Origin of the sequence: Streptomyces flavofungini (assembly GCF_030388665.1) — a bacterium.
Lineage (GTDB): Bacteria > Actinomycetota > Actinomycetes > Streptomycetales > Streptomycetaceae > Streptomyces > Streptomyces flavofungini_A.
Genome location: NZ_CP128846.1, coordinates 2,938,343 through 2,954,570 on the forward strand (window position 1 = coordinate 2,938,343; position 16,228 = coordinate 2,954,570).

General features: G+C 70.6%; 13 protein-coding genes. 9 read left to right on the top strand and 4 right to left on the bottom strand.

Annotation, left to right across the window (positions count from 1 at the left end):
• The first annotated feature begins 50 nt into the window (after window positions 1-50).
• The 6 genes from QUY26_RS11510 (at window position 51) to QUY26_RS11535 (ending at window position 6,486) form a co-directional block, all read left to right on the top strand.
• On the top strand, window positions 51-1,664 hold the full coding sequence (locus QUY26_RS11510) for a sensor histidine kinase (protein WP_289945654.1): 1,614 nt from the start codon (window positions 51-53) through the stop codon (window positions 1,662-1,664).
• Window positions 1,661-2,350, top strand: a complete 690-nt coding sequence (locus tag QUY26_RS11515) for a response regulator (RefSeq protein WP_289945656.1) — start codon at window positions 1,661-1,663, stop codon at window positions 2,348-2,350. The genes QUY26_RS11510 and QUY26_RS11515 overlap by 4 nt, the downstream gene beginning before the upstream one ends.
• Window positions 2,351-2,582: 232 nt before the next feature.
• Window positions 2,583-3,947 carry an extracellular solute-binding protein gene (locus tag QUY26_RS11520; protein WP_289945658.1) on the top strand — a complete coding sequence of 455 codons (1,365 nt, stop codon included), beginning with the start codon at window positions 2,583-2,585 and terminating at the stop codon, window positions 3,945-3,947.
• A 77-nt stretch (window positions 3,948-4,024) separates the two neighbouring features.
• The gene (locus QUY26_RS11525; protein ID WP_289955655.1) at window positions 4,025-4,831 is read left to right on the top strand and encodes a carbohydrate ABC transporter permease; all 807 of its coding nucleotides are present in this window, start codon (window positions 4,025-4,027) and stop codon (window positions 4,829-4,831) included.
• A gap of 1 nt (window position 4,832) precedes the next feature.
• Window positions 4,833-5,663, top strand: coding sequence for a carbohydrate ABC transporter permease (locus tag QUY26_RS11530; protein WP_289945661.1), 831 nt, complete (start codon window positions 4,833-4,835; stop codon window positions 5,661-5,663).
• Window positions 5,664-5,856: 193 nt separating this feature from the next.
• Complete coding sequence (locus QUY26_RS11535; RefSeq protein ID WP_354670758.1) at window positions 5,857-6,486, top strand: helix-turn-helix domain-containing protein; 630 nt, start codon at window positions 5,857-5,859, stop codon at window positions 6,484-6,486.
• Window positions 6,487-6,519: 33 nt separating this feature from the next.
• Here the strand turns inward: QUY26_RS11535 and QUY26_RS11540 are convergent, their stop codons facing one another.
• A complete protein-coding gene (locus QUY26_RS11540) occupies window positions 6,520-7,545 on the bottom strand; it encodes an ATP-dependent 6-phosphofructokinase (RefSeq protein WP_289945664.1) in 1,026 nt (341 codons plus the stop codon).
• Window positions 7,546-7,808: 263 nt separating this feature from the next.
• On the opposite strand from QUY26_RS11540, the gene pta reads away from it, so the two are divergent.
• The 3 genes from pta (at window position 7,809) to pyk (ending at window position 12,660) form a co-directional block, all read left to right on the top strand.
• Complete coding sequence (gene pta / locus QUY26_RS11545; RefSeq protein WP_289945665.1) at window positions 7,809-9,911, top strand: phosphate acetyltransferase; 2,103 nt, start codon at window positions 7,809-7,811, stop codon at window positions 9,909-9,911.
• The gene (locus QUY26_RS11550; protein WP_289945669.1) at window positions 9,908-11,116 is read left to right on the top strand and encodes an acetate kinase; all 1,209 of its coding nucleotides are present in this window, start codon (window positions 9,908-9,910) and stop codon (window positions 11,114-11,116) included. The genes pta and QUY26_RS11550 overlap by 4 nt, the downstream gene beginning before the upstream one ends.
• 113 nt (window positions 11,117-11,229) lie before the next feature.
• The gene (pyk, locus tag QUY26_RS11555; RefSeq protein ID WP_087885883.1) at window positions 11,230-12,660 is read left to right on the top strand and encodes a pyruvate kinase; all 1,431 of its coding nucleotides are present in this window, start codon (window positions 11,230-11,232) and stop codon (window positions 12,658-12,660) included.
• A gap of 165 nt (window positions 12,661-12,825) precedes the next feature.
• Here the strand turns inward: pyk and QUY26_RS11560 are convergent, their stop codons facing one another.
• The 3 genes from QUY26_RS11560 to QUY26_RS11570 form a co-directional block, all read right to left on the bottom strand.
• Window positions 12,826-14,325 (bottom strand): hypothetical protein, encoded by a 1,500-nt coding sequence (locus QUY26_RS11560; protein WP_289945674.1) that lies wholly within the window; start codon window positions 14,323-14,325, stop codon window positions 12,826-12,828.
• Complete coding sequence (locus QUY26_RS11565) at window positions 14,315-14,893, bottom strand: DUF6114 domain-containing protein (RefSeq protein WP_289945676.1); 579 nt, start codon at window positions 14,891-14,893, stop codon at window positions 14,315-14,317. The genes QUY26_RS11560 and QUY26_RS11565 overlap by 11 nt, the downstream gene beginning before the upstream one ends.
• A 212-nt stretch (window positions 14,894-15,105) precedes the next feature.
• Window positions 15,106-15,723, bottom strand: coding sequence for a DUF6230 family protein (locus QUY26_RS11570; RefSeq protein WP_289945678.1), 618 nt, complete (start codon window positions 15,721-15,723; stop codon window positions 15,106-15,108).
• Window positions 15,724-16,228: the final 505 nt, after the last annotated feature.

Genomic DNA, 16,228 nt, shown 5'->3' on the forward strand with positions numbered 1-16,228 from the left:
GGCCCCGTCGGCCCCGCGGCCCCCGCAGCCTCGCCGGCCAGCTCTTCGCGATGCAGGTGGTCCTGGTGGCGGTCGTGGTCGCGGGCTGCGCCCTGTTCACGTACCTGAGCGACCGGCACCAGGCCGAGGAGGCCGCCCTGCGCCAGGCCACGGCGGCGGCGCGGGCGGTGGCGGACGCGCCCTCGGTGCGCGAGGCGATCCGCGGCGATGACCCGTCCCGCAGGCTCCAGCCGTACGCCACCGACGTGCAGCGGCACACCGGCGTCGACTTCGTGACGATCATGGACCCGCGGGGCATCCGCTGGACCCACCCCGACCCCGACCGCATCGGCGAGCGCTTCCTCGGCCACCGGGCGGAGGCCCTGCGCGGCCGGACCTTCACCGAGATCTACACCGGCACCCTCGGCGCGTCCGCGCGCGTGGTCACGCCCGTCTTCGACGGCGGCGACGACCGGCGCGGTCGGACGGGCCGCATCGTCGGCCTGGTCAGCGCGGGCATCACCATCGACGCGATCAGCGAGAGGGCCCGCGGCCAGCTCGTGGCGCTGCTCGGCGTCGCGGTCGGCGCGCTCGCCCTCGGCGCCGTCGGCACGTACGTGATCAACGCCCGGCTCCGCCGCTCCACCCACGGCATGAACGCCACCGAGCTGAGCCGCATGCACGACTACCACGAGGCCGCGCTGCACGCCGTCCGCGAGGGGCTGCTCATGCTCGACGGGCGGCGCCGCGTCGCCCTCATCAACGACGGCGCCCGCGAGCTGCTCGGCGCGCCCGAGGGCGTCGTCGGCCGGCACGTCACCGACCTCGGCCTGCCCGCGCCGCTCACCGGCGCGCTGCTCGACGCCCGGCCGCGGGTCGACGAGGTGCATCTGACGGCCGACCGGGTCCTGGTCGTCAACACCTCGCCCGTCTCCGGCGGCGACCGCAGGGGCACCGTCGTGACCCTCCGCGACCACACCGAACTCCAGGCGCTCGCGGGCGAGCTGAACTCCGAACGCGGCTTCACCCGGGCCCTGCGCTCGCAGGCCCACGAGGCCGCGAACCGGCTGCACACGGTGGTGTCCCTGATCGAGCTCGGCCGCGCCGACGAGGCCGTGGAGTTCGCCACCGCCGAGCTGGAGCTGGCCCAGGCCCTCACCGACCAGGTCGTCGCCGCCGTCAACGAACCCGTCCTCGCCGCCCTCCTCCTCGGCAAGGCCGCACAGGCCAACGAGCACGGCGTGGAGCTGGTCGTCTCCGCCGACACCAGCGTCGACGACGGCATGCTCCCGCCCGGCCTGCCGCCCCGCGACCTGGTCACCGTCCTCGGCAACCTCATCGACAACGCCGTCGACGCCGCCCAGGGCTCCCCCGCGGCCCGCGTCACGGTGACGGTCCGCGCGGAGTCCGGCGGCCTGCTCCTGCGGGTCACCGACACCGGCCCGGGCGTCGACCCCGCCCGACGCGAGTCGGTCTTCCAGCACGGCTGGAGCACCAAGGCCCCCGCGGGCCGCGGCCTCGGCCTCTCCCTGGTCCACCAGACGGTGACCCGCCACGGGGGGACGCTGACCTTGACGGAACCGGAGGGGGGCGGTGCAGAGTTCACGGCGACGCTGCCGCTGGCCGCCAGCACCAGCGCTGTGGGAAATCGTCCCGCAGGGCGAGACGGAAAGGCCGACAGATGACCGACCCCCAGCCCATCCGGGTCCTGGTCGTCGAGGACGACCCCGTCGCGGCCGACGCCCACGTCCTCTACGTGAACCGGGTTCCGGGCTTCGAGGTGACCGCCACGGCCCACACAGCCGCCGAGGCCCGCCGAGCGCTCGACAAGACCCCCGTCGACCTGATCCTCCTCGACCTGAACCTCCCCGACGGCCACGGCCTGGCCCTCGCCCGCACCCTGCGCGCAGCGGGCCACCGCGCGGACGTCATCGCGGTGACCTCGGCCCGCGACCTCGCGGTGGTCCGCGAGGGCGTCTCCCTCGGCGTGGTCCAGTACGTACTGAAACCCTTCACCTTCGCGACGCTCCGCGACCGCCTCACCCGCTACGCGGAGTTCCGCGCCGCCGCGGGCGAGGCCACGGGCCAGGACGAGGTCGACCGCGCCCTCGCCACCCTCCGCGCCCCCGCCCCCGCCGCCCTGCCGAAGGGCCTCAGCGGCCCCACCCTGGAGAAGGTGACCCGCACGCTCCAGGACGCCGCCCCCGACGGCCTCACCGCCGCGGCCACTGCCGACACCACGGGCCTCTCCCGCATCACGGCCCGCCGCTACCTGGAGCACCTGGTGACGACAGGGCGGGCCGCCCGCAGCCCCCAGTACGGCCACGTGGGCCGCCCCGAACTGATCTACCGCTGGCTGCCCCCGGCCTGACCCGCCCCGGCCCACCCCGCTCCGCCCGGGGCCCGAGGCCTGATCCACAGACCCCCAAACCCCCACCCCATAACAACGTTGTCACGTTACTGACAAGCGTCAACGCACAGCCCCCGCAACCCCGTTGCAAGGGCATTGACCTTGCTCCGAGCCCGCGCTTACGTTCACCGGCAGCAGCCCCGCGCGGCAGCACCCCGCGCCGCGGCGCGGCCGCGTCGGACCGTAGGAGGTCGTGCCCGTGCGCCCCACCGCCCCCGCCCCTCTGCTCCTGGCAGCCGTGCTCGCCGCCTCCACCCTGACCGCGTGCGGCGGCGGCTCCGGCGACGACCCGGACACCGTGAAGGTCTCGTACAAGCAGTCCATGGACAACAAGATCCGGGTGATGGACGACTACCTGGAGTCGATGAAGAAGCAGTTCGAGAAGGCGAACCCCGGCAAGAAGGTGAAACTGGTGCCGATCAAGGCGCCGGACGCCGAGTACTACACGAAGGTGCAGCAGATGCTGCGCTCGCCGAAGACCGCCCCGGACCTGGTCTACGAGGACACCTTCCTCATCAACTCCGACATCACCAGCGGGTACTTGAAGCCGCTCGACCCCTATCTGGAGAAGTGGAAGGAGTGGCCGAAGTTCATCGACACGGCCAAGGCGGCGGCGAAGGCGGAGGACGGCAAGACGTACGGCGTGCCGGACGGCACGGACACCCGCGGGCTCTGGTTCGACAAGGACATCTTCGAGAAGGCGGGCCTGCCCGCGAACTGGCAGCCGAAGAACTGGGACGAGATCCTGGACGCGGCCCGCACCATCAAGGAGAAGGTGCCGGACGTCGTCCCGCTGAACGTGTACACCGGCAAACCCGGCGGGGAGACCTCGTCCATGCAGGGCATGGAGATGCTGCTCTACGGCACGGGCGAGAACCCGCTGTACGACCCGAAGGCGAAGAAGTGGGTGGTGGGCAGCCAGGGCTTCAAGGACTCCCTGAAGTTCGTGGAGACCGTCTACAAGGAGAAGCTCGGCCCGGACGTCGAGGACGCCCTCGACCCGAACATGGCCACGCGGGTGCGCGGCGAGTTCCTGCCCAAGGGCAAGCTCGGCATCAACCTCGACGGCTCCTGGCTGCCGCAGGACTGGCTGCCGGGCTCCGGGCACGAGTGGCCCGAGTGGTCCAAGGAGCTGGGGCTCGCGGCGATGCCCACGCAGCACGGCCAGGCCCCCGGCAAGGTGAGCATGTCCGGCGGCTGGACGTGGGCGATCCCGTCGAAGGCGGACAACGCCGACCTGGCGTTCAAGTTCATCGAGACGATGCAGACCAAGGAGAACGCGAAGAAGTGGTACATCGCGAACTCCGGCATCTCGGTGCGCGCGGACGTCGCGAAGGACCCCGCGTACGTGAAGGCGCAGCCCGGCATCAAGTTCTTCACCGACCTGGTCGCCTCGACGCACTACCGGCCCGCCTACCCCGCGTATCCGAAGGTGTCCACGGCGATGCAGGAGGCCATGGAGCAGGTCACGACGGGGGACGGCTCGGTGGACAAGGCGGCGAGCGGCTATGACGACGAGGTCGAGTCGGCGACCGACGGCAAGGTGATCGAGAAGTGACGGCTCCGCCGCCGGCCCCCCGGCGGCTGGCCCGCTCCCTGGGCCGGGCGCTGCCCGTGTCCCCCGCCGTCGTCCTGATGGCCCTGTTCCTCGCGGGCCCGATCGGCTACTGCGCCTACATCGCCTTCACCGACCTCCAGCTCACCGGCCAGGCCGAGGAGTCGTTCGTCGGCTTCGAGAACTTCCGGACGGCGTTCGGCGACGAGGACTTCGTCAACGCGGTCTGGCTGACGCTGGTCTTCACGTTCCTGTCGTCGATCGTGGGCCAGAACACCCTGGGGCTCGCCCTCGCCGCCCTGATGCAGCGGGCGTCCAGGACGGTCCGCACGATCACCGGGGCCGTCGTCGTCACGGCCTGGGTGCTCCCGGAGGTCGTGGCGGGCTTCCTGCTCTACGCCTTCTTCCGCCGCGACGGCACCCTCAACGCCGTCCTGGACTTCCTCCATCTGCCGTCCCAGAACTGGCTGTTCACGCTGCCGATCCTCGCGGTGTCGTTCGCCAACGTCTGGCGCGGCACGGCCTTCTCGATGCTCGTGTACTCCGCCGCCCTCAACGAGATCCCCAAGGAGATCACCGAGGCCGCGGAGGTCGACGGCGCGAGCGGCTGGCGGCGCATGTGGCACATCACGCTGCCCATGATCCGCCGCTCCATCGGCACGAACCTGATGCTCAACACCCTGCAGACCCTGTCGGTCTTCGGCCTGATCTGGGTGATGACGCGCGGCGGCCCGGGAAACCGCAGCCAGACCCTCCCGCTGTTCATGTACGAGCAGGCCTTCCAGAAGAGCATGATCGGCTACGGCACCGCGGTGGCCCTGCTCCTGCTCCTGGTCGGATCCCTGTTCTCGCTGGTCTACATGCGCCTGCTGCGCACGGAGGTCTGAGGTGTCCGCACGCCGCACGAGAAGCCGCAGACTGGCCGCGGACATCGGCCTGTTGACGGTCGCCGCGACCTTCGCGGTGCCGCTCGCCTGGGTGGTCCTCTCCGCCCTCGACCCCAAGGCCGACGTGGGCATGAAGACCCCCGACGGCATCACGCTCGACAACTTCGACGCGGTCCTCACCGACGAGATCACGTTCACGCCGATGCTCAACAGCCTGCTGCTGTGCGGCGGCGGCACCCTGCTCACCGTGGTCAGCGCGGCCCTCGCGGCGTACCCGCTGTCCCGCTACACGTCCCGCCTGAACCGCCCGTTCATGCTCACGATCCTCTTCGCCACGAGCCTGCCCATCACCGCGATCATGGTTCCGGTGTACGCGCTGTTCGTCCGCGTCGACCTCATCGACACCATGCACGGCACGATCTTCTTCTTCGCCGCGTCCCAGCTCCCGTTCGCCATCTGGCTGATGAAGAACTTCATGGACGGCGTCCCCAAGGAACTGGAGGAGGCCGCCTGGACGGACGGCGCCTCGCCCTTCCAGTCCCTGCTGCGCATCGTCCTGCCCCTGATGGGCCCCGGCGTGGCCGTCGTGACGGTCTTCTCCTTCGTCATGATGTGGGGCAACTTCTTCGTCCCCTTCATGCTGCTCCTGTCCCCCGACCAGATGCCGGCGGCGGTCAGCATCAACGACTTCTTCGGCTCCAAGGGCGCCATCGTCTACGGCCAGCTGGCGGCCTTCTCCCTCATCTACTCCACGCCGGTGATCCTGCTGTACGTCCTGGTGGCGCGGAAGTTGGGCGGCGGGTTCGCGCTGGGGGGTGCGGTCAAGGGGTGATTCCCGTACGAAAAGGGGCGCTCGGAGTGCGCGCAGGGCGCTCACCCGCCGTACTTTCGTACGAGCCGCAACCCTGTGTGAACAGACCGTAGTCGCCGCCCCCGTACGGCCATACCGTGTGCCCGTGCAACCGAGCCAGCCCACGCCGCCCTTCGACTTCCCCGCCGCGCGCCGCCTCCGGGAGGCGCTGGGCATGGCGCCGGGGCACGTCGCGTACGGCATGCGGGCGAGCTACGGCCTCGCCCATGTCACGCCGGACACCGTCATGGCGTGGGAGCGCGGGCTCGCCGCGCCGAACGCTACCGAGCTGGCCGCGCTCGCGGCGACGCTGTGGTGCTCGCCGGGCGAGCTGATGGGCGCGGCCACGACGCTGCGGGAGCACCGCCTCGCCCGCGGCCTCGCCCCGGAGGACGTGGCGCGCGGGGCGGGCGTGGAGATCCAGGCGTATCTGCGCATGGAGGAGACCAACCAGTGGCGCGGCACGGACCGCCAGTCCGCGGCCCTGAGCCGCACGCTGCGCCTGCCGCTGCCCGACTTCGTCACGGTGACGGGCCGCGCCGACGAACTCGCGGAGCTGTTGCGCAGCGCGGTGACGACCCGCTGGCAGGGCTACGTCCGCCCGGTCAGCAAGCTGCTCGCCGTGGAGAAGCGGGACCTGGAGGGCCCGCTGCGCAAGCTCCACGAGGACTACCAGTCCCGGATGGTGCGCACGCTCAGCTGGGGCGGCGGGGCGGGCGCGGACGCGTCGGGGCACGCGGGCCGTGACTTCCTGGACCGGATCCTGGACCACTTCTGGCCGCTGGTGCCGGACGCGGCGGCCTGACGGCTACCGGACCGGCCTGTGGAAGACCGGCCCCTAGAAGACCGACTCCGCCTCGTCCATCCGGTCCTTCGGGACCGTCTTCAGTTCGGTGACCGCCTCCGCGAGCGGCGCCATCACCACGTCCGTGCCGCGCAGCGCCGTCATGTGCCCGAAGTCCCCGCGGTGCACGGCCTCCACGGCGTGCCAGCCGAAGCGGGTGGCGAGCACCCTGTCGTACGCCGTGGGCGTGCCGCCGCGCTGGACGTGGCCGAGGATGACCGGCTTGGCCTCCTTGCCGAGGCGGCTCTCCAGCTCGAAGGCGAGGGCCGTGCCGATGCCCTGGAAGCGCTCGTGGCCGAACTGGTCGATGGCGCCCTTGCCGTAGTTCATGGTGCCGTCGGCGGGGTGCGCGCCCTCGGCGACGCAGATGACGGCGAACTTCTTGCCGCGGGCGAAGCGCTCCTCGACCATCTTGACCAGGTCGGCCGGGTCGAAGGGCCGCTCGGGCAGGCAGATGCCGTGGGCGCCGCCGGCCATGCCGGACTCCAGGGCGATCCAGCCGGCGTGGCGGCCCATGACCTCGACGACCATGACGCGCTGGTGGGACTCGGCGGTGGTCTTCAGGCGGTCCATCGCCTCGGTGGCGACGCCGACGGCGGTGTCGAAGCCGAAGGTGCGGTCCGTGGAGGAGATGTCGTTGTCGATGGTCTTGGGCACACCGACGACCGGCACGCCCGCGTCCGACAGCATCTTCGCGGCCGTCAGGGTGCCCTCGCCACCGATCGGGATGAGGGCGTCGAAGCCGCTCTTCTCGATGAGTTCCTTGGCGTTGTCGCAGGCGGCGCGGAAGCGGGCGCGCTCAAGGCGGGAGGAGCCGAGGATGGTGCCGCCGCGGGAGAGGATGCCGCTGACCGCGTTCAGGTCGAGGGTGCGGTAGCGGCCGTCCAGCAGACCCGCGTATCCGTCCTCGAAGCCGATGACCTCGTCGCCGTAGTTCGTGACCGCTCGGTGCACGACCGACCGGATCACTGCGTTGAGGCCCGGGCAGTCGCCGCCCGCGGTGAGAATTCCGATACGCATCGCGCTGTGTCTCCTGCTCGCTGTTGATACTTGTGAGCCGATCCGATTGTTCCACGGCCCCAGCGGGGCCGCCGCCCGTCGTCCGCTCTGCGACCTAGCCAGCCGCAGAGGTATTGTCAAGAGGGCACAGCCAACAATATCGGGTGTTTTTCGGCGCTGCCGGAGCTGCCCTTCCCCCGCCTCACCAGCCAAGACAGCCAAGACAGGCCGAGTCGGCCGAGTCGGCCGAGCCGGCGACGACAGCGACGAAACGGAGAGCACGCGTGACGCGCAGCGTGTACGTGACCGGGATCGACCGGGGCGACGGCCGCCAGGTCGTCGAGCTGGGAGTCATGGAGCTCCTGACCCGTCAGGTCGACCGCGTGGGCGTCTTCCGCCCGCTCGTCCACGACGGACCCGACCGCCTCTTCGAGCTCCTGCGCGCCCGCTACCGGCTCGCGCAGGACCCCGCGTCCGTGTACGGCATGGACTACCACGAGGCGTCCGCGCTGCAGGCCGAGAAGGGCACCGACGAGCTGGTCTCCCAGCTCGTCGACCGCTTTCACGCCGTCGCCCGTGAGTACGACGTGGTCCTGGTCCTCGGCACCGACTTCGCCGCCACCCAGCTCCCCGACGAGCTGGCGCTGAACGCCCGGCTCGCGAACGAGTTCGGCGCCTCGGTCCTGCCCGTGGTCGGCGGCAAGGACCAGACCGCCGAGTCGGTGCGCGCCGAGACCCGCAACGCCTACCGCGCCTACGACAGCCTCGGCTGCGACGTCCTCGCGATGGTCACCAACCGGGTCGCCCCGGCCGACCGCGAGGAGATACACGAGCGCCTGGCCGCCCGTCTCCCGGTGCCCTGCTACGTCCTGCCGGACGAGCCCGCCCTGGCCGCGCCGACCGTCGCGCAGATCACCCACGCGCTCGGCGGCAAGGTGCTCCTCGGCGACGACTCGGGCCTGGCCCGCGACGCCCTCGACTTCGTCTTCGGCGGCGCCATGCTGCCGAACTTCCTGAACGCCCTGACCCCGGGCTGCCTGGTCGTGACCCCCGGCGACCGCGCCGACCTGGTCGTCGGCGCGCTCGCCGCGCACAGCGCGGGAACACCGCCCATCGCGGGCGTCCTGCTGACCCTGAACGAGCAGCCCGGCCCGGAGATCCTGCGCCTGGCCGACCGGCTCGCGCCGGGCACGCCCGTGGTCGCCGTGACCGGGGGGTCCTTCCCGACGGCGCAGGAGCTGTTCGCCCTGGAGGGCAAGCTGAACGCGGCGACGCCGCGCAAGGCGGAGACCGCGCTCGGCCTCTTCGAGCGGTACACCGACACCGCCGACCTCCTGAAGCGCCTGTCCGTCTTCGGCAGCGACCGCCTCACGCCGATGATGTTCGAGCACAAGCTCCTGGAGCGGGCCCGCGCCGACCGCCGCCGCGTCGTGCTTCCCGAGGGCACCGAGGAGCGCGTGCTGCGCGCCGCCGACGTGCTGCTGCGCCGCGGCGTGTGCGATCTGACCCTCCTCGGCCCGGTGGAGACGATCCGCAAGAAGGCCGCGGACCTCGGCGTCGACCTGGCCGACTCGCAGCTCATCGACCCCCAGGAGTCCGAGCTGCGGCAGGGCTTCGCCGAGGAGTACGCGCGGCTGCGCGCCCACAAGGGCGTGACGGTCGAGCTGGCGTACGACGTGGTGGCGGACGTGAACTACTTCGGCACGCTGATGGTGCAGGGCGGTCTGGCCGACGGCATGGTGTCGGGCTCCGTGCACTCGACGGCGGCGACGATCCGCCCGGCCTTCGAGATCATCAAGACCAAGCCGGAGGCCTCGATCGTGTCGTCGGTCTTCTTCATGTGCCTGGCCGACAAGGTCCTCGTGTACGGCGACTGCGCGGTCAACCCGGACCCGAACGCCGTCCAGCTCGCCGACATCGCCGTGCAGTCGGCCGCCACCGCCGACCAGTTCGGCGTCGAGCCGCGCATCGCGATGCTGTCGTACTCCACCGGCACCTCGGGCTCGGGCGCCGACGTGGACAAGGTCCGCGAGGCCACGGAGCTGGTGCGCGGGCAGCGCCCGGACCTGAAGATCGAGGGCCCGATCCAGTACGACGCGGCCGTCGAGCCGTCCGTCGCGGCCACCAAGCTGCCGGACTCCGACGTCGCGGGCCAGGCCAGCGTGCTGATCTTCCCCGACCTGAACACCGGCAACAACACCTACAAGGCCGTGCAGCGCTCGGCCGGCGCGATCGCCGTCGGCCCGGTCCTGCAGGGCCTGCGCAAGCCCGTGAACGACCTGTCCCGCGGCGCCCTCGTCCAGGACATCGTCAACACGGTCGCCATCACGGCGATCCAGTCCCAGACGCCCACCGCCCAGTCCCCCACCGAGAAGGCCCCCCAGTGAGCCCCACCCGTGTCCTCGTCCTCAACTCCGGCTCCTCGTCGGTGAAGTACCAGCTGCTCGACATGGCGGACAGCAGCCGGCTGGCCGTGGGCCTCGTCGAGCGCATCGGCGAGGAGACCTCCCGGCTCAAGCACACTCCGCTCACGGGCGGCGGCGCCGAGCGCGAGCGCACCGGGCCGATCGCCGACCACGAGGCCGCCCTGAAGGCGGTCGCCCAGGAGCTGGCCGCGGACGGCCTCGGCCTGGACTCGCCGGAGCTGGCCGCGATCGGCCACCGCGTCGTGCACGGCGGCAAGCACTTCACCGAGCCGACGGTCGTGGACGACGCCGTGCTCGCCGAGATCGAGCGCCTGATCCCGGTGGCCCCGCTGCACAACCCGGCCAACCTCACCGGCATCCGCACCGCCCGGGCGCTGCGCCCCGACCTGCCCCAGGTCGCCGTCTTCGACACCGCCTTCCACACGACGATGCCGGAGGCCGCGGCCCGCTACGCCATCGACGTGGAGACCGCCGACCAGCACCGCGTGCGCCGCTACGGCTTCCACGGCACCTCGCACGCGTATGTGTCGCGGACGACGGCGGAGCTGCTCGGCAAGGCCCCCGAGGACGTGAACGTCATCGTGCTGCACCTCGGCAACGGCGCGTCCGCGTCCGCCGTGCGCGGCGGCCGGTGCGTGGACACCTCGATGGGCCTGACGCCACTGGAGGGTCTGGTGATGGGTACCCGGTCGGGAGATCTGGACCCGGCCGTCATCTTCCATTTGGCGCGTGTCGGCGGACTGTCCATCGACGAGATCGACACTCTTCTCAACAAGAAGAGCGGCCTTGTCGGTCTGTGCGGCGACAACGACATGCGGGAGATCCGGCGCCGTATCGACGAGGGCGACGAACAGGCTCGTCTCGCCTTCGACATCTACATTCACCGGCTGAAGAAGTACATCGGCGCCTATTACGCGGTTCTCGGCCGGGTGGACGCGATCGCGTTCACGGCGGGCGTCGGCGAGAACGCGGCGCCGGTGCGCGCGGCCGCCGTGGCGGGCCTGGAGGAACTGGGCCTCGCGGTGGACGGCGAGCTGAACGCCGTACGGAGTGACGAGCCGCGGCTGATCTCGCCCGAGTACGCCCGGGTGAAGGTCGCCGTCGTGCCGACCGACGAGGAACTGGAAATCGCCGCGCAGACTTACGCACTGGTCGGGCGGCATTGATGCGGCATTGAGCGTGGCCTTCGCCGTGTGGGCAACTGAGCGGCGACCCGCCCATTTGTATCTTCCGCCAGATGGAATATTCCGAAGCGAAACAAACCGATAGGATCGCCCCCATGCGCCGTTCCAAAATCGTCTGCACGCTGGGCCCCGCCGTCGACTCCGAAGATCAGCTCGTTTCGCTGATCGAAGCCGGAATGAACGTGGCCCGCTTCAACTTCAGCCACGGCACGCACGCCGAGCACCAGGGCCGGTACGACCGCGTCCGGGCCGCGGCGGAGCGCACGGGCCGCGCGATCGGCGTCCTCGCCGACCTGCAGGGCCCGAAGATCCGCCTGGAGACCTTCGCGGAGGGCCCCGTCGAGCTGGTGCGCGGTGACGAGTTCACCATCACCACCGAGGACGTGCCCGGCGACAAGTCGATCTGCGGCACGACCTACAAGGGTCTGCCCGGCGACGTCTCCAAGGGCGACCAGGTCCTCATCAACGACGGCAACGTCGAGCTGCGCGTCGTCGAGGTCGCCGGACCGCGTGTGAAGACGATCGTCGTCGAGGGCGGCGTCATCTCCGACCACAAGGGCATCAACCTGCCCGGCGCGGCCGTGAACGTCCCCGCTCTGTCCGAGAAGGACATCGAGGACCTGCGGTTCGCGCTGAAGATGGGCTGCGACATGGTCGCGCTCTCCTTCGTCCGCGACGCCGACGACGTCAAGGACGTCCACAAGGTGATGGACGAGGAGGGCCGCCGGGTCCCCGTCATCGCCAAGGTGGAGAAGCCGCAGGCGGTGGCGAACATGGAGGGCGTCGTCGCGGCCTTCGACGCCGTCATGGTGGCGCGCGGCGACCTGGCCGTGGAGTACCCGCTGGAGAAGGTCCCGATGGTGCAGAAGCGCCTCGTGGAGATGTGCCGCCGCAACGCCAAGCCGGTGATCGTCGCGACCCAGATGATGGAGTCGATGATCACCAACTCCCGCCCCACGCGCGCCGAGGCGTCCGACGTCGCCAACGCGATCCTGGACGGCGCGGACGCGGTGATGCTGTCGGCCGAGTCCAGCGTGGGCGCGTACCCGATCGAGACCGTCAAGACGATGTCGAAGATCGTGACGGCGGCCGAGGAGGAGCTGCTCGCCAAGGGCCTGCAGCCCCTGGTCCCGGGCAAGAAGCCGCGCACGCAGGGCGGTTCGGTGGCCCGCGCCGCCTGCGAGATCGCCGACTTCCTCGACGGCAAGGCGCTGGTCGCCTTCACCAAGTCCGGTGACACCGCCCGCCGTCTGTCCCGCTACCGCGCGGCCCAGCCGATCCTCGCCTTCACCACCGACACCAGCACCCGCAACCAGCTCGCCCTGAGCTGGGGCGTCGAGGCGCACGTCGTGCCGCACGTGGACAACACGGACGCGATGGTCGAGCTGGTCGACGCCGAGGTGCTCAAGCTCCAGCGCTACAACGAGGGCGACACCATGGTCATCACGGCCGGTTCGCCCCCCGGCATCCCCGGCACCACCAACATGGTCCGCGTCCACCACCTGGGTGGCGGCGACCGCGACTGAGCCACGGGTCCACGGTCCGGCCCCCGACCAAGTTGCCGGACCGGGACCCGTTCTCTTCCGTACGACGTCGTGTGCGCGGCTTCCGTACGACACCGAGGGCGCCCCCTGCGACAGGGGGCGCCCTCGGTGTTCGGCGTGCCGCGGCTCCCGGAACGGGTCCCGGGCTCAGTCGGTGATCGACTGGTGCAGGCCGGGGATGGTCAGTTCACCGCCGAACTGGCCCGCCTGCTGCACCTTCACGTTGGTGAAGTAGATCAGCGGCAGGTTGAGCGGCGGCGGGTGCTCCGGGTCGAACGTGACCGGGATCAGACCGAAGAGGTTGCCCGAGATCCGCTCGGTGTACATCGTCGTGTCGCCGCCCCGGATCGTGGACGTGGAGCCCTTGGCGGCCTGCACGTGGTACTTCTTGCCGTTCGGGCTCTCCACGATCTGGTGCAGGTCGCCGATGTCCGTGCCGCCGCTGATGATGTACTTCAGCGCCTGCTTGGTGCGGCCGTCGGGCATCTTCAGGTTCACGACGCCCTTGTAGTCCGCGCCCTTCAGGAGCAGCGAGCTGGCCTCCAGGTGCCACGGCTGGTTCGGAATCGGCGCGGGCGACTGCTCGTCGTCACCGGCGACCTTCTTCTCCACCACGCACGGGAACGGCTTCTTGCCGTCCTCGTCCGGCGCCATCGGGTCCTTGGACTCCTCCTCGCCCTCCTCCTCGCCCTCGTCGTCGCCCTTGCCCTCGGCCTTCTCCTTGGCCTTCTCCGCCGCCTTCTCGGCCTTGTCCGCGAGGTCGTCGGCCTTGTCGGCGGCGTCCTTCAGGCGGTCCTCGGCCTTGTCCGCGGTGTCCTTCAGGCCGTCCTTCGCCTTGCCGAGGGTGTCCTCTGCGGGCTTGGTGGCCTTGCCGGAGCGGGAGTCCTCGCCGTCGGAGTCCTTGGCGTCGTCGTCCGAGGGGCCCGAGGACTTGTCGTCGCCCGACTCCTCCTCGGCCGCCCTCTCCTCTTCGGCCTTCTCCTCCTGGGCCTTCTTCTCCTTTGGCGTCAGGATGTCCTTGAGGGCGTCGCCGAGGCCCAGCGGGTCCAGCGGGTTCTTGGGCTTGTCGGGGGCGGGCTCGTCGGCCGCGTCCTCGTCGTCCTTGCCGGAGTCGCCGGAGTCCTTGCCCGAGTCCGCGCCGGAGTCGCCGGAGCCCTTGCCCGAGTCGGCGTCACCCGACGACCCGGGCCTCGAGGAGCCCGCGTCCGCGCCGCCGCCCGAGGGCTTCGACGTACCGGACCCGCCGCCGTCCTCGCCGCCGTCCTCGCCGTCGGCCTTGTCCCTGGCCTCGTCGGCCTTCTCGCGCGCGGCCTCGGCCTTCGCCGCGGCCTCCTTCGCGGCCTTCTCCTTGGCGTCCTGCTCGTCCTCGGCGTCCTTCTCGGCGTCCTTGGACTGCTCGTCCGGCGCCGTGACGCAAGGGCCGTCCCGGAAGGGGTTCTTGGGCACGCCCGGCTTCGCCTGGGCGAGCTGGGGGGTCAGGCCCATGCCCATCAGTACGGCGGTGGGCATGGCCGCGAGGGCGATCGCCTTCCCCGCGGGCACATGCAGCCGGGTGAGCAGCGGCTTCTTCGGGGCCGCGTGCCGCGGCCCCGTTCTCCCACGGGACGTGTCCGCATCAGTCCCGCGGCGCGCCTCGTCAGCCGGCACGGTTCCTCCCGTTCGTCCCGTTCATCGGGCTCGTTCCTGAGAAGTCGTCGGTCGCACCGCCCGTCTCCGGTACGGCTCCGTTCGCGGCCCCCGCGGCCGCGGGCTGCGGAGCCCCGTCGTCGGGTCCCCCGGCGTCGGGCGTCCGCGCGCCGCGCCTGGAGCGCTTCTCGGGCTTGAACGGCATCCAGGAGACGCCGAGCGCACCGCCGATGAGGGCGAGCAGGAAGCCCATGACGAAGCCACCGAAGTTGGACACCACCAGGGAGACCAGGGCGAGCAGGATCGCCGCGACGCCCGCGAACACGCGGGACATCGGCTGGAACCACATGGTCAGGCCGAGCACGACCAGCAGCACGCCGATGATCAGCGATCCGGCGCCGGCGGTGGTCGCCATCCGGATGGTCATCGTGCCCAGGGTGAGGTTCGCATAGGGGAAGTACATGATCGGGATGCCGCCGAGCAGTGTCAGCAGTCCACCCCAGAACGGGCGCTGACCGCGCCACCCTCGGAACGATTGGCGCATCCGGCCAAGCCTGTTGCCAAGGCCCACTTGCGCTTCGGCGCTCATGTCGTACAGCTCCTCGGGTATGGCGTTTGGTTCTGTGTGTGCGGATTCGGGCACGGGGACGGCTGGTTGAAGTGAGATACGGCGCCCCCGCGCCCGGCCGTCTCAGCGCGACAAGTGCGGCTCAGGACAGCGATGGCCTCAACAACGGCCTCAACGTCGGCCTCGGTCGAGACGAAGCGGATGAGACTGAGGTGACCGAGGCCGCTACCGCCTCAGTAGCACTCGTGCTTGCCCTTCTTGACCGACATGCCGAGGCCAGAGAGCTTGAAGGTGCCGGCGGTGGTCGCCCACGCACGCTGCTTCACATCCGTGAAGCGGACCTTGTCGGCCTGCTGCGCGAACGAGTCCGGGACGTACTTGTCGCCCTTGGCCGGACCCGGGCCCTTCGTCGTACGGTCGATCGAGACACCGATGTCGACGTTGGTGAAGGTCGCGTTGGCCTTCAGGTCGTCGGCGTCGATGTAGAGCTTCTTCGCCTCGACCCTCGGGCTGCCCTTGCCGCCGGCCTTGAGGACCATCGACACATCGCCGAAGACCGGGACCGGGACGACCACGGACTGGCAGAGGTTGGTGATCTTCGCCGAATCCATGCCGACGACGGCGACCGGGTGGTTGCCCGACTTGCCGCTGTCCATCCCGCCGTACTGGACGAATCCCGTACCGTCGAGCCGATCCGCGGTCACCTTGAACTGCTGACCGGACACACTGAACGATGCCGCGAGCGCACCCTGCGAGAGGGCCACGCCTATCGCGGCCGTCGCCGCGACGCTCGGCACCATGACCACGGCGAACCGCTTCCATCTGGTTCCGCCACGAGCCACGGACTCCATGACTTTCCTCCTTCTCGGACGTACATCTCCGGCCCTGACTGCTCCCGTTCGGGCGGCTCAGCCGGGCGGGGATGGGAGAAGTGCTACGTCCTCGGTTAGGAGAGCGCCCGCGTCAAGGGGCGCGCAGCGCGCCTCGATCACCGGCGATCACCCCCGAGCGACAACCACTGGTCGCGCCTGACGCATCACGCACAACCTTGCTGGACAGGCCCTGTCGGAGACCGGCAGAGACCCCCCTGTCCGAGGTCGGCGACGGTGTCGCCGACCTGCTCGGTGGGGACCCAGAATTCCCGTCTCCCGATTGGCTGTCGGACTGCGGGCAATGGACCGAGCGTGGCCGATCGTGGTGCATTCTCGGCGTCCGCACAAGGGGGTTCGTTACTGGCTGGTAACGGCGGGATAACCGACCCGGCACCGCCCGACGTCGGGCAACGACAGACCGTGGCCTCAACAGGCCGCCGAGATCGGGTGATTGACGCGCATAGCCGGACAGATCACCGCCTTG

Bases quoted from the DNA above. Each gene is read 5' to 3' on its own strand.
- QUY26_RS11510 (WP_289945654.1), top strand. From the start codon at position 51: ATGCAGGTGGTCCTGGTGGCGGTCGTGGTCGCGGGCTGCGCCCTGTTC.
- QUY26_RS11515 (WP_289945656.1), top strand. From the start codon at position 1,661: ATGACCGACCCCCAGCCCATCCGGGTCCTGGTCGTCGAGGACGACCCC.
- QUY26_RS11525 (WP_289955655.1), top strand. From the start codon at position 4,025: ATGGCCCTGTTCCTCGCGGGCCCGATCGGCTACTGCGCCTACATCGCC.
- QUY26_RS11535 (WP_354670758.1), top strand. From the start codon at position 5,857: ATGGCGCCGGGGCACGTCGCGTACGGCATGCGGGCGAGCTACGGCCTC.
- QUY26_RS11540 (WP_289945664.1), bottom strand. From the start codon at position 7,545: ATGCGTATCGGAATTCTCACCGCGGGCGGCGACTGCCCGGGCCTCAAC.
- pyk (WP_087885883.1), top strand. From the start codon at position 11,230: ATGCGCCGTTCCAAAATCGTCTGCACGCTGGGCCCCGCCGTCGACTCC.
- QUY26_RS11565 (WP_289945676.1), bottom strand. From the start codon at position 14,893: ATGAGCGCCGAAGCGCAAGTGGGCCTTGGCAACAGGCTTGGCCGGATG.
- QUY26_RS11570 (WP_289945678.1), bottom strand. From the start codon at position 15,723: ATGGAGTCCGTGGCTCGTGGCGGAACCAGATGGAAGCGGTTCGCCGTG.